Raw genomic sequence first — 12,720 nt, forward strand, 5'->3', positions numbered from 1 at the left:
GGGCGGCTTTAAAACGACATCAATCCGGATCGACCGGAATTGAATAGAAAGCGCAAAAGAAAAAACCCGCTGCAAGCAGCGGGTTTTGATTTGGCGGAGCGGACGGGACTCGAACCCGCGACCCCCGGCGTGACAGGCCGGTATTCTAACCGACTGAACTACCGCTCCGTGTCGGTTGCAAAATCAGCTAGAGACTGATTTCGCTAATGAGCTTCTGGTTAAGCTCTTGTTTTGGCGTCCCCTAGGGGATTCGAACCCCTGTACTCACCGTGAAAGGGTGATGTCCTAGGCCTCTAGACGAAGGGGACAGAAACTGTTTTGCAACGCTTTCTGTCTTACGCTGCGAAGTCCGCTACTATAACGAACTTTTTTGCGTTTTGGAAGCCTCTTTTCAAAATTTATTTTTGAATCGAATCTTCCGGCATTTTGGTGGAGCTAAGCGGGATCGAACCGCTGACCTCTTGCATGCCATGCAAGCGCTCTCCCAGCTGAGCTATAGCCCCAAGGTACTGCCTTTTACTGCTTGCTTCTTACTGCATTTCGCTTCGTGTTGCAGCGAAAACAAGAGTATAGGGGAAGTGTTTAGCGCTTGGCAATACCCTTTCGCAAAAATTTTTGAGCCGCATTCATCACGCAGCCAAGCGACGCAGAACAACGTCGCGACCGAACAGTTCCAGCACGGCATCAATCGACGGCGTTTGCAGTTGGCCCGCCACCAGCAGGCGCACCGGCATTGCCAGCTTTGGCATCTTCCAGCCCTGTGCGGCCAACACTTCCTTGAAGGCAGCGCCAATGGCCTCGCGTTTCCACTCAGGCAGCGCGCCAAGCTTCTCTGCCAGCGCGGCAATGCCAGGGCGTACGTCGTCGGTCAGATGCTGCGCGGCCAGTTCCGGCTCGACCGTGATATCCGTGCGATAGAAAAGCAGCGCCGTCTGGGCGACTTCACGGAGCGTGTTGGCGCGATCCTTCACCAGCGCAATCACGTCGGCCAGCACAGGGCCGCCATCGACCTTGCCACCCAGCTCTTCAATGAACGGCTTCACCAGATCGGCCAGGCGCACGTTGTCGGCCTGCTTGATGTAGTGGTTGTTCAGCCAGGCGAGCTTTTCGGGGTTGTATTGCGCCGGCGACTTGCCCAGGTGCTCCAGGTCGAACCATTCGATGAACTGTTCGCGCGAGAAGATTTCGGCATCACCGTGGGCCCAGCCCAGGCGCGCAAGGTAGTTGACGATCGCCTCGGGCAGATAGCCCGCATCACGATAGCCCGTGACGGCCATGGCGCCGTGGCGCTTGCTCATCTTCTCGCCCTGCTCGTTGAGCACGGTCGGCAAGTGAGCGTAGACCGGCGGCGTACCGCCGAGCGCGCGCAGGATGTTGATCTGGCGAGGGGTGTTGTTGACGTGGTCATCGCCGCGGATCACGTGGGTGATCTGCATATCCATGTCGTCGACGACCACGCAGAAGTTGTACGTGGGCGTGCCATCGGGGCGCGCGATCACCAGGTCGTCGAGTTCATCGTTGGAGATTTCGATGCGGCCCTTCACGGCGTCGTCCCACACGACGCTCCCGCCAATGGGGTTCTTGAAACGAATCACAGGCTGCACGCCGGCCGGCGGCGTCGGCAACACCTTGCCAGGCATAGGGCGCCAGGTGCCGTCGTAGCGGGGCTTCTCGCCGCGCTCGCGTTGCGCTTCGCGCAGGGCGTCGAGTTCTTCGGTGCTCATGTAGCACGGGTAAGCCAGTTCCTGCTGCACCATCTGCGCGACCACGGCGCGGTAACGGTCCATGCGCTGCATCTGATAGAACGGGCCTTCGTCGATATCCATGTCCAGCCACGCCATCGCCTCCAGGATCACGTCGACGGCTTCCTGGCTGGAGCGCTCCACGTCGGTGTCTTCGATGCGCAGGATGAAATCGCCTTTCATCTTGCGTGCGAAGGCCCACGGATAAAGTGCCGAGCGGATGTTGCCGAGGTGGATGAAGCCGGTGGGGCTGGGGGCGAAACGAGTGCGGACGCGCTGTGTCATAGGAATGGCTGAACGAATAAGGCCGCGTGATCGAATCCTGAGCGCGGATCCTGAGCGGCCTCTATCAAAACCGAAATTATAGCAACCGAGCTACGCCTGTCTGGCCGATCCGTCGCCGAACTTTGGCACAATGGCGGCCGGCCGCAGCACGCTCGGGTACAACCGAACCCCACTGCGCGACATACCCAACCGCCCCAACCTCCTCATGCAACGCCGCCTCTTCCTGGGCGCCGCCGGCGCCTCGATGCTCTCCGCCTGCACCGTGACGGGCTTTTCGTCCGGCAAAACCGAAACGCCCGTCACCCCCGCCACGGCCGTGCTGCCGCCCACGGCCCAGCCAGCCACGCAACCCGTGCGGATCGGATTGGCACTGGGCGGCGGCGCCGCGCGCGGTTTTGCGCACATCGGCGTCATCAAGATGCTGGAAGCCCAGGGCATTCAGATCGACTTCATCACCGGCACGAGCGCGGGTAGCGTGGTGGCGGCGATCTACGCATCGGGCATGTCGGGGCTCGAAATGAACCGCATGGCGCTCAAGATGGACGAAGCCATGATCGCTGACTGGGCACTGCCGTTCGGCACGCGCTTCGGCGGCTGGCTCAAGGGCGAGGCGCTGGAGAAATACATCAACCGGCTGGTCAAGCAAAAGAGCATCGAGCAGATGCGCATTCCGCTGGGCATCGTCGCGACGGACCTGGCGAGCGGCAAGCCGATCCTGTTCCGTCGCGGCAATACCGGTCAGGCGGTTCGCGCGTCATGCAGCATCCCAGGTGTATTCCAGCCGGTAACGATCAGCGGTCGCCAATATGTGGACGGCGGCTTGGTAGCGCCCGTGCCCGTTACCTACGTCAAGCAGATGGGCGCGACGTTCGTGATTGCAGTGAACATCTCGGCAGATCCCGCCAACCAGGCGGTGTCAGGACAGGCCAGCATGCTGCTGCAGACGACGGCCATCATGGGCCAGAGCATCAGCAAGACGGAACTGGCCCAGGCCGATGTGGTCGTCACGCCGTCGCTGCCGTTTGTGAAGGGCAGCGACTTTACCGCGCGCAACGAGGCGATCCTGGCAGGCGAGCAGGCTGCGCAGGCCGCCATGCCGCTGCTGCGCGAAAAGCTGCATCTGACGCAGACCGTCGTGGGCGCCCCGCTGCCACCGCACTGACGCGGCCGTCAGCAGGCAACAAAAAAGACCGCCGCGGCGGTCTTTTTCTATTGCGTGGTCGCAAATCGGAGCGAATCAACCGCCGTACATGGCCAGCGGCTTGCCGGCGGCGTTCGGATCGACGCGCTTGAGTTGCTCGACAAAGTTGTCGGCGCCGTCCTTGATTGCGGCACCGGAGTTGCCTTCGATTCGGCGGGCTCCGTTATAGCGCGTCACCCAGTACGAAGCGGTCATGTCATCCACGCGGATCTTGCTGCCGGTGGACGGTGCGTGCACAAACTTGTTGTCGCCGATGTAGATACCGACGTGCGAGAACGTGTGGCGCATGGTGTTGAAGAACACCAAGTCGCCCGGACGCAGTTCAGCCGTGTCCACGCTGGTGCCGACGCGGCTCATTTCCACGGCGCGGCGCGGCAGCAGGAAACCGAACGTATCGTTGAAAACGTAGCGGACGAAGCCGCTGCAGTCGAGGCCCGATTCCGGCGTGTTGCCGCCGAAACGGTAGCGCAGGCCGATCATGCCCAGGGCGTTCATGACCACGTCGCCGGTCTTGCTCATCACGTTGGAAATGAGGCCGGGCTTGGCTTCGGGCTTGACGTCGGCGCGGACTTCCGTGTCCTTGAAGACCGTATCAGCATGCACTGCATTCGACACGATCACGCCGCAGCCGATCACAACCCCTACCGCCAGGCGCGCCATGGAATGAAGTACGAAATGCTGCATTGGCTCTCCCTCGGAAACTTGTAATGATGCGGCCGACATACGCCGCCGCAAATGAGAACAGTCCGAATCTTGTTAAAACAATCTCGCAGGATGATAAAAGTGACACTTTGACTTGTCAAAGGTCGTTACAAATTCCTCGGAATCCACATGCAAATCATGTACTTAGACATGACTTTAGATGCGCATTCTTACAAAAACAGCGCATCCAAACTGCACTGCCCTGGGGCAAAAACGGTGGATTTTACGGGTTATCCCGGGCGGGGATGAGCGAAGCCGCCGCCATCAGCTTGCAGGTGTACGGGTGCGAAGGCGACGCCAACACCGCTTCTGTGTCGCCCTCTTCCACCACTTTCCCGTCCTTCATCACCACCACGCGATGTGACATCGCACGAATGACCGCAAGGTCGTGGCTGATGAATAAATACGACAGGTTGTACTTTTTCTGAAGGGCTGACAGCAGCGAAAGCACCTGCTGCTGGATCGACACATCAAGTGCCGAAGTCGGCTCATCGAGCACCAGCAACTGCGGCTTGAGGATCAGCACACGCGCAATGGCGATGCGCTGGCGCTGCCCACCCGAGAATTCATGCGGATAGCGGCCCAGCGCCGTGCGGTCGAGGCCCACTTCGCGCAGCGCCTCGATCACGCGGTGACGGCGCTCGGTGGCGGTGACGTGCGGTTGGTGCAGCGCCAGCCCTTCGCCGACGATCTCCTCAATCGTCATGCGCGGCGACAGCGAGCCGTACGGATCCTGAAACACCACCTGCATGCGCGCGCGCACCGCCCGGCGCTCGTCGCGCGAAATACGCAGCAGCGAGTTGCCCAGGAAACGCAGGTCGCCGCTCTTTGCCGTTTGCAGGCCCAGCAGCGTCTGCGCGAGCGTCGTCTTGCCGGAACCGGATTCGCCGACGATGCCGAGCGTCTCGCCTTCGCGCAGTTGCAGCGACACGGCATCGACGGCAGTAAACGGATCGGTCCGGAACCAGCCGGCAAACCCGGGGCGATGGCGTTCGTAGGTGACGGTCAGCTTGTCGGCTTCGAGCAGCACGGGCGCCAGTGGCACCAGCGGCAGCACGTCGCGCTGCGGACGGCTCTCGAGCAGGCGCACGGTGTAAGGATGCTGAGGCGCGGCAAACACGTCGGCCGTGTTGCCGGTTTCGACCAAGACGCCACGCTCCATCACGCCGACGCGCTCGGCAAAGGCACGGACCATGTTCAGGTCGTGCGTGATCAGCATGATGGCCATGCCGAATTCGGCCTGCAGCTCGCGCAGCAATTGCAGGATCTGCATGCGCACCGTCACGTCGAGCGCGGTGGTCGGCTCGTCGGCCAACAGGAGCTTGGGCGAACATGCCAACGCCATGGCAATCATCGCGCGCTGGCGCTGACCGCCTGAGAGCTGATGCGGGAAGGCGTCAAACCGGCGCGGCGCCTCCGCAATGCCGGTGCGTTCCAGCAGCGCAATCGCTCGTGCCTTGGCGGCGCGCTTGTCCAGGCCTTCGTGCAATTCCAGCGTTTCGACGATCTGGTTGCCGATGGTGTACAGCGGGTTGAGCGCCGTCATCGGCTCCTGGAACACCATGGCGACATCCGCGCCACGCAGGCCGCGCATTTCGCGCTCGCTGGCGGCCAGCAGATCGCGGCCTTCGAGCAGGATGCGGCCGCTGTATTGCGCGTCGGCCAGCAATCGCATGATCGACAGCGCGGTTACGGACTTGCCGGAGCCCGATTCGCCCACCAACGCGAAGCGCTCGCCGGCGTGGAGGTCGAGCGAGACATGCTTGACGGCTTCCGTCACCTCGCCGTGCTCGGATTCGAAATGCACGCACAGGTCATCGAGGCGCAGTAGCGGACCGTCGTACTTGGGCGTGGAGGAACGCAGATCGACGCGGGTCATTTCACCCCCGCCGGTTTCTGACGCGTGCGCAGCTGCGCGAATGACAGGCGCGTGTCGAAGGCATCGCGCAGCGCGTCGCCCATGAAGGTCAACAGCACGAGGGTCAGCACGAGCACCACGAAGGTCGACAGCGAGATCCACCACGCATCCAGGTTGGCCTTGCCTTGCGCAAGCAGCTCACCCAGGCTCGGGGTCGATGGCGGTACGCCGAGGCCAAGGAAATCCAGGCTTGTGAGCGCGAGAATGGCCGCGCTCATTCGGAACGGCAGGAAGGTAATCACGGGCGTCAGGCTGTTGGGCATGATGTGGCGCCACATGATCTGCCAGCTCGACAGGCCCATCGCCCGCGCGGCCTTTACGTAATCGAGCGAGCGGTTGCGAAAGAACTCCGCGCGCACGTAATCCGACAGGCTCATCCAGCCGAACAGCGACAACAAAATGATCAGCAGCCCGAGGCTTGGCGTGAAGATCGACGCGAAGATGATGAGCAGATACAGCTCGGGCATCGAACTCCAGATTTCAATCAGCCGCTGCGACACCATGTCGAAGCGCCCGCCGAAGAAGCCCATCAGCGCGCCCGTGAGCGTGCCGACCAGCACGCCGAGCACCGTCAGCGCCAGGCCGAACAGCACCGACACACGGAAGCCATACAGCAGCCGCGCAAACACATCGCGGCCGCGATCATCCGTGCCGAGCCAGTTTTCCGCAGAGGGCGGTGCCGGATTGGGCTCTTTCGAAAAGTAGTTCAGCGTCTCGTACGAATACGGATTGGGCGGGTAAATCGCAAAGCTGCCCGGCTCCTTGAACTTGTCTCGGATGAACGGATCGAGGTAATCCGTCGGTGTCGGAAAATCCCCGCCGAAGGTCGTTTCGGGGTACGTCTTCACGATCGGGAAATACCAGTTGCCGTGATACTTGACCACCAGCGGCCGGTCATTGGAGATGCACTCGGCACCCAGGCTGAGCACAAACAGCACCACGAAGATAAGCAGGCTCCAATAGCCCAGCCGATGCTGCTTGAAGCGACGCCACGCGCGCTTGAGCGGCGACGGCGAATGGCGCACCGGATGCGGCGCTGCCGTGTTGGATGCATGCGCGGAAGCGCGCGAATACTGGGTCATGGTTGCCGGCCCGCCTATCGCCCAACCGAGCCAAAGTGGATGCGCGGATCGACCAGCACGTAGCACACGTCGGAAATCAACCGCGCCGCCAGGCCAATCAGCGTGAACAAGTACAGCGTGCCGAGCACGACCGGATAATCGCGTCGCATCACGGCCTCGTACGACAGCAGGCCCATGCCATCGAGCGAGAACAGTTGCTCGATCAGCAGCGAACCTGTGAAGAATGCGCCAATGAACGCCGACGGGAAGCCCGTCACCAGTGGCAGCAGTGCGTTGCGGAAGATGTGCTTCCACAGCACGCGCCGCTCCGACAGGCCCTTGCTACGCGCGGTCAGCACGTACTGCTTGCGGATTTCCTCCAGGAACGCGTTCTTCGTCAGCATGGTGATGACGGCAAAGCTGCCGACCACCGATGCTATGACGGGCAGCGTGATGTGCCAAAGGTAATCGGTGATCTTGCCGAGCAGGCTGAGTTGATCCCAGTTGTCGGACGTGATGCCGCGGATCGGGAACCACTGGAAGAACGTACCGCCGCCAAAGAGCACCAGCAGCAGCACGCCAAGGACAAACCCCGGGATGGCATAGCCGACCAGCACGATGATGCTGGTCACCAGATCGAACCGGCTGCCTGCGCGCACGGCCTTTGCAATGCCGAGCGGCACCGCTATGAGATACGTGAGAAAGAATGTCCACAACCCGATCGAAATCGATACCGGCAGTTTCGACTTGATGAGGTCCCACACGCTGCGGTGCTGGAAGTAGCTCTCACCCAGATCGAAGCGGGCAAAACGGCCAAGCATCAGGAAGTAACGTTCGACGGGGCTTTTGTCGAAGCCATACAAGGCGCGGATTTCCTTGATCTTCTCGGCGTCGACGCCCCGACGCCCGCGATAGTCAAAGGCGCCGCCACCGCTGGCCTCGCCGCCCGCGCCCCGCCCCTTCATCTCCATCATCATCTGCTCGACCGGCCCGCCAGGGACGAACTGGATCACGACAAACGTGAGCGTGATCACGCCGATCAGCGTCGGGATCAGGAGCAGCAACCGTTTGATCAGGTACGCGAACATGGTGTCACCGATGCGGTCATTTGGCAGCCGATTGGGCGGATTCCGGCATCCGCCACCAAGCCGTCAGCACCCAGGCCTCGGCCGAGTAGTAATACGGCAAACGATCCGGGTACATCAGGTTCTTGTTGTAAGCCACGCGGTGCGAGGCCGAATACCAGTGCGGAATCACATAGCAGCCTTGCATCAGCACGCGGTCGAGCGCGCGCGATGCGGTAATCAGCTCGTCGCGATTGTCGGCGCGCAGCACATCGTCGATCAGCGCGTCCACGGCTGGCGATTTCAGGCCGATCACATTGTCCGAGCCGGCCTCGTCAGCCGCCGCAGAGCCGAAGCGGTCCTTCAGTTCATTGCCGGGGCTTTGCGAATCCGGAAAGCGCAGCGAGATCATGTCGAAATCGAACTCTTCCAACCGCTTCTGGTAAAGCGCGAAATCGGTCATACGCTGGTTGACCTGGATGCCGAGCTTCTCGAGGTTGCGCGCATACGCCGCCATGACACGGCTCATGGCGCCGCCGTCGTCGAGCATCTCGAAGACGAACGGCTCGCCCTTGCTGTTGCGCAGCGCGCCGTCCGTGTAAGTCCAGCCGGCCTGGGCCAGCAGGCGACGCGCCTGCCGCAGGTTGTCACGCAGTGAGCTGGGAGGATCCGTCGAAGGCGGGGCAGACAGCACGCCAAACACGTCCGGGTCGAGCTTGCTGCGCAGCGGCTCGAGCAACGTCAACTCGCCCTTGCTAGGCGTGCCCGTGAGCGAATCCGACGCGGCCAGCTCGCTATTGGCGAAATAGCTGTCCAGCCGGCGATATGCACCGTAGAAAAGCTGTCGATTGAGCCATTCGAAATCGAGCGCCAATGCCAGCGCCTTGCGCACGCGAAGATCCTGGAACAGCGGCCGCCGCAGGTTCATCACAAAGCCCTGCATGCCGGCACCGTTACGATGCGGGAATTCGCTCTTGATCAACTCGCCGCTGCGGAACTTCACGCCGACATAGCTCTTGGCCCAGTTCTTGGCGCGGTATTCCACCATGGCGTCGTACTCGCCGGCCTTGAAGGCCTCCAGGCGCGCGGTCTCGTCCTTGTAGAGCTTGTACTGGATGCGCTCGAAATTGAACGAGCCCCGGCGCACGTTCAGGTCACGCCCCCAATAGTCAGGATTGCGCCGAAAGGTGATGCCGCGCGACGGATCGAAGCGCTCGACCACATACGGCCCGCTGGCAACGGGATCCTGGAAGGTCAGCTTGTCGAACGCGACATCCTTGCCGCCATCCGGGTCGTCTGGCTTGCCGCTGCCCTTGCCCCACTTGGGCGAGAACACCGGCAGGCCGCCGACGATGAGCGGCAGCTCCTTGTTCTTGCGCTTGAAGTCGTAACGGATGGTGCTGGCGTCCACCACGGTCACCTTGGCCACATCCGCGGTCATGCTGCGATAGGCCGGGCTCGCGCCCTTGCCCATCAGCATGTCGTAGGAGTACTTGACGTCTGACGCGCGCACGCGATCGCCATTGGAGAAGCGCGCACGCGGGTTGATGTGGAACGTGACCGAAAGTTCGTCAGGTGCGACTGCCACGTCGTCCGCAAGCAGGCCATAGCCGCTGGCGGTTTCATCCCAGCTCGTGATGAGCAGGCTTTCGAAGACCAGTTGATTCAGGCCAGGCGCCGACGTCCCTTTGATCGTGAACGGATTGAACTTATCGAAGCTCGTGCGGCGGTCCGGATTGCCGAGCAGCAGCATGCCGCCGATAGGCGCCTTCGGGTTCAGATAGCCGAAGTTGGAGAAACCGGCCGGATACTTGAGGTCGCCATATTCGGCGTAGCCGTGTGCCGCCCAGGCGGGTGTCGCGCAGATCGCCGCCAGCAGGCTGAACAGCGCCATGAATCGCTTGTGTGCCACAACGCGCACGCTCATTGCGCCCCTTGCCCCCAAAGTCCTTGCATGCGTGGATCCGATTGATCGCTGTCTGAAAAACTGTTTTCGACGATTCTAACGCCCTCCCACGGCAATCCCACCAATTCCGGCCCGGGATCGTCCCGCATTGACAAGGCTGGCAGGGATTGTGCGGCACCGCGCAAATGGGCAGGCGCCCCGCGCTTTCCGGTATGATCGCGCCCACCTAATTGCCTCGTGCCCCGGATGCCGCCGCTGCGCAGCCGCAGTGACGAGTGACCACAGCAACATACGGGCGCGACGTTGCCCCACATTTGTACGGAGAAACCATGGGATTCCTCGCTGGCAAGCGCATTCTGATTACCGGCCTTCTGTCCAACCGCTCGATCGCCTACGGCATCGCCAACGCCTGCAAGCGCGAAGGCGCGGAACTGGCCTTCACCTACGTCGGCGAACGCTTCAAGGACCGCATCACTGAATTCGCCACCGAGTTCGACAGCAAGCTGGTGTTCGACTGCGATGTCGGCAGCGATGAACAGATCGCCAAGGTCTTCGAAGACCTCGGCCAGCACTGGGGCCACTTCGACGGTCTGGTGCATTCCATCGGTTTTGCACCGCGCGAAGCGATCGCCGGCAACTTCATCGATGGCCTGTCCCGCGAATCGTTCCGCATCGCGCACGACATCTCGGCGTACAGCTTCCCCGCGCTGGCGAAGGCCGCGCTGCCGATGCTGTCGCCGAATGCTTCGCTGCTCGCCCTGACGTACCTGGGTGCTGAGCGCATCGTCCCGAACTACAACACGATGGGCCTGGCCAAGGCATCGCTGGAAGCCGGCGTGCGCTACCTGGCCGGCGCGCTCGGGCCGAAGGGCATTCGCGCCAACGGCATCTCCGCCGGCCCGATCAAGACGCTCGCGGCCTCCGGCATCAAGGATTTCGGCAAGCTGCTGAAGTACATGGAAGACGTGGCCCCGCTGCGCCGTAACGTCACGATCGAGGAAGTCGGCAACGTGGCTGCGTTCCTGCTGTCGGACTTGGCCAGCGGCGTGACGGGCGAGATCACCTACGTCGATTGCGGCTTCAACGTGACCGCAGGCGTGCCCGAGAGCGTCGGCCAAGGCTGATGCATGGATGCGCGCGCCATCCTCGGATGGGCGCGCATATCAGACTGCGACGCATACAAAGCAGCAGACAAAGAAAAAGCCCGCATGGCGCAAACCATGCGGGCTTTTTGACGTGCAGTGCAATGCGAGCCGTCACGTCAGCTCGACTCGCATCCGCCTGTTATGTGCGCTTCCCGCGAGAAGCGCCAAACTGGCGGAGACGGAGGGATTCGAACCCTCGATCCAGGTTTTGGCCCGGATGCTCCCTTAGCAGGGGAGTGCCTTCGACCTCTCGGCCACGTCTCCCAAACTTGCGTCACACGAAGGAGCCCGTGCAACGAAGCGCGTATTCTAGCCACTTCACCCCACCCGGTCAACGACAACTGCATGACACGCGGTGAGAATCTGTGGCCTCCGGGGTCGCCACCCTGGCCATCCGGTGCCGGTTCAGACGATTACGCCTGATCCAGCTCGAACGCCTTGTGGAGCGCGCGCACGGCCAGCTCCATGTACTTCTCATCGATCAGCACCGAGATCTTGATTTCCGAGGTGGAGATCATCTGGATGTTGATGCCCTCTTCCGACAACGTGCGGAACATCTTGCTGGCGATGCCCACGTGCGAGCGCATGCCCACACCCACCACCGACACCTTCGACACCTTCGGGTCGCCCGACACGCTGGCTGCGCCGATGTGCGCCTTCACGCTGTCGTTCAGGATCGCCAGGGCGCGCTGGTATTCGCCGCGCGGCACGGTGAAGGTGAAGTCCGTCTTGCCTTCCACCGACTGGTTCTGGATGATCATGTCGACGTCGATGTTGGCGTCGGCGACCGGACCCAGGATCTGATAAGCGATGCCGGGCTTGTCCGGCACACCGATCACGGTGATCTTGGCTTCGTCGCGGGCAAAGGCGATGCCGGAAATGGCGGCGGCTTCCATGTTCGAATCTTCCTCAAAAGTAATCAGCGTGCCCGAGTTCATCTCAACATCGAGCGGCATCAGCGGGTCGGTCAGCGACGACAGCACGCGCGTCTTCACGCGGTACTTGCCGGCAAACTCCACCGAGCGAATCTGCAGCACCTTCGAGCCAAGGCTGGCCATTTCCAGCATCTCTTCGAAGGTGATCTTGTCCAGCCGGCGAGCGTCGTCCACCACGCGCGGATCGGTGGTGTAGACACCGTCGACGTCGGTGTAGATCAGGCATTCTTCGGCTTCGAGCGCGGCGGCAACCGCCACAGCCGAGGTATCGGAACCACCACGGCCGAGCGTGGTGATATGGCCTTCGCTGTCGATGCCCTGGAAGCCGGTGATGACGACCACCCGGCCCGCGTCGAGATCAGCCCGCACGCGCTCGTCGTCGATCGACTGGATGCGCGCCTTGGTGTAGGCCGAATCGGTCTTCACCGGCACTTGCCAACCGGTGTAGCTGCGGGCGTCGATGCCTTCGGCATGCAGCGCGATGGCCAGCAAGCCCACGCTCACCTGCTCGCCGGTCGAGGCAATCATGTCGAGTTCACGCGGGTCGGGTTGGGCCGAAATCTCTTTGGCCATACCCAGCAGGCGGTTGGTTTCGCCGGACATGGCCGACGGAACGACCACGATCTGGTGACCTGCACGGTGCCACTTGGCAACGCGCTTGGCGACATTCTTGATGCGTTCAACCGAACCCATCGAGGTGCCACCGTATTTGTGAACGATGAGAGCCATCTTGGAAAGATCAGAGGAGGCGGAGCGGTGCA

The 12,720-nt window shown here is 62.0% G+C and carries 9 protein-coding genes and 4 tRNA genes; 2 read left to right on the plus strand and 11 right to left on the minus strand.

What is annotated here, in order from left to right:
- Positions 1-91: 91 nt before the first annotated feature.
- The 4 genes from R2676_RS07770 to gltX form a co-directional block, all read right to left on the minus strand.
- Positions 92-168 (minus strand) — tRNA-Asp (locus R2676_RS07770).
- 64 nt (positions 169-232) lie between these two features.
- Positions 233-308, minus strand: a tRNA-Glu gene (locus R2676_RS07775).
- 119 nt (positions 309-427) lie between these two features.
- Positions 428-503: transfer RNA gene (locus R2676_RS07780), tRNA-Ala, on the minus strand.
- Between the two features lie 126 nt (positions 504-629).
- The gene (gene gltX, locus R2676_RS07785; protein ID WP_102066983.1) at positions 630-2,027 is read right to left on the minus strand and encodes a glutamate--tRNA ligase; all 1,398 of its coding nucleotides are present in this window, start codon (positions 2,025-2,027) and stop codon (positions 630-632) included.
- A 205-nt stretch (positions 2,028-2,232) separates the two neighbouring features.
- On the opposite strand from gltX, the gene R2676_RS07790 reads away from it, so the two are divergent.
- Complete coding sequence (locus R2676_RS07790; protein ID WP_206275390.1) at positions 2,233-3,189, plus strand: patatin-like phospholipase family protein; 957 nt, start codon at positions 2,233-2,235, stop codon at positions 3,187-3,189.
- 75 nt (positions 3,190-3,264) lie between these two features.
- Here the strand turns inward: R2676_RS07790 and R2676_RS07795 are convergent, their stop codons facing one another.
- From R2676_RS07795 to R2676_RS07815, 5 genes are all read right to left on the minus strand, one after another.
- Positions 3,265-3,912, minus strand: coding sequence for a C40 family peptidase (locus tag R2676_RS07795; protein WP_027677664.1), 648 nt, complete (start codon positions 3,910-3,912; stop codon positions 3,265-3,267).
- 241 nt (positions 3,913-4,153) lie between these two features.
- Positions 4,154-5,809, minus strand: coding sequence for an ABC transporter ATP-binding protein (locus R2676_RS07800; RefSeq protein ID WP_206275391.1), 1,656 nt, complete (start codon positions 5,807-5,809; stop codon positions 4,154-4,156).
- Entirely contained in the window at positions 5,806-6,930 is a 1,125-nt protein-coding gene (locus tag R2676_RS07805; RefSeq protein WP_206275392.1) for an ABC transporter permease, read from the minus strand. Before R2676_RS07805 ends, R2676_RS07800 begins: the two co-directional genes overlap by 4 nt.
- Before the next feature lie 14 nt (positions 6,931-6,944).
- Positions 6,945-7,997, minus strand: a complete 1,053-nt coding sequence (locus tag R2676_RS07810; RefSeq protein ID WP_316856992.1) for a microcin C ABC transporter permease YejB — start codon at positions 7,995-7,997, stop codon at positions 6,945-6,947.
- Between the two features lie 16 nt (positions 7,998-8,013).
- On the minus strand, positions 8,014-9,900 hold the full coding sequence (locus tag R2676_RS07815; RefSeq protein ID WP_027677668.1) for an extracellular solute-binding protein: 1,887 nt from the start codon (positions 9,898-9,900) through the stop codon (positions 8,014-8,016).
- A 308-nt stretch (positions 9,901-10,208) separates the two neighbouring features.
- Between R2676_RS07815 and fabI the strand changes: the two genes are divergently transcribed.
- Positions 10,209-11,003 (plus strand): enoyl-ACP reductase FabI, encoded by a 795-nt coding sequence (fabI, locus tag R2676_RS07820; RefSeq protein WP_027677669.1) that lies wholly within the window; start codon positions 10,209-10,211, stop codon positions 11,001-11,003.
- A 191-nt stretch (positions 11,004-11,194) separates the two neighbouring features.
- Here the strand turns inward: fabI and R2676_RS07825 are convergent.
- Positions 11,195-11,288, minus strand: a tRNA-Ser gene (locus tag R2676_RS07825).
- 149 nt (positions 11,289-11,437) lie between these two features.
- Positions 11,438-12,688, minus strand: coding sequence for an aspartate kinase (locus R2676_RS07830; protein WP_009238446.1), 1,251 nt, complete (start codon positions 12,686-12,688; stop codon positions 11,438-11,440).
- Between the last annotated feature and the right edge of the window lie 32 nt (positions 12,689-12,720).

It is taken from the genome of Ralstonia flatus (genome assembly GCF_958439105.1).
Classification (GTDB): Bacteria; Pseudomonadota; Gammaproteobacteria; order Burkholderiales; family Burkholderiaceae; genus Ralstonia; species Ralstonia flatus.

Coding starts and splice junctions, on each gene's coding strand:
- R2676_RS07790 (WP_206275390.1), top strand. CDS start 2,233: ATGCAACGCCGCCTCTTCCTGGGCGCCGCCGGCGCCTCGATGCTCTCC.
- gltX (WP_102066983.1), bottom strand. CDS start 2,027: ATGACACAGCGCGTCCGCACTCGTTTCGCCCCCAGCCCCACCGGCTTC.
- R2676_RS07815 (WP_027677668.1), bottom strand. CDS start 9,900: ATGAGCGTGCGCGTTGTGGCACACAAGCGATTCATGGCGCTGTTCAGC.
- R2676_RS07830 (WP_009238446.1), bottom strand. CDS start 12,688: ATGGCTCTCATCGTTCACAAATACGGTGGCACCTCGATGGGTTCGGTT.
- fabI (WP_027677669.1), top strand. CDS start 10,209: ATGGGATTCCTCGCTGGCAAGCGCATTCTGATTACCGGCCTTCTGTCC.
- R2676_RS07810 (WP_316856992.1), bottom strand. CDS start 7,997: ATGTTCGCGTACCTGATCAAACGGTTGCTGCTCCTGATCCCGACGCTG.
- R2676_RS07805 (WP_206275392.1), bottom strand. CDS start 6,930: ATGACCCAGTATTCGCGCGCTTCCGCGCATGCATCCAACACGGCAGCG.
- R2676_RS07795 (WP_027677664.1), bottom strand. CDS start 3,912: ATGCAGCATTTCGTACTTCATTCCATGGCGCGCCTGGCGGTAGGGGTT.
- R2676_RS07800 (WP_206275391.1), bottom strand. CDS start 5,809: ATGACCCGCGTCGATCTGCGTTCCTCCACGCCCAAGTACGACGGTCCG.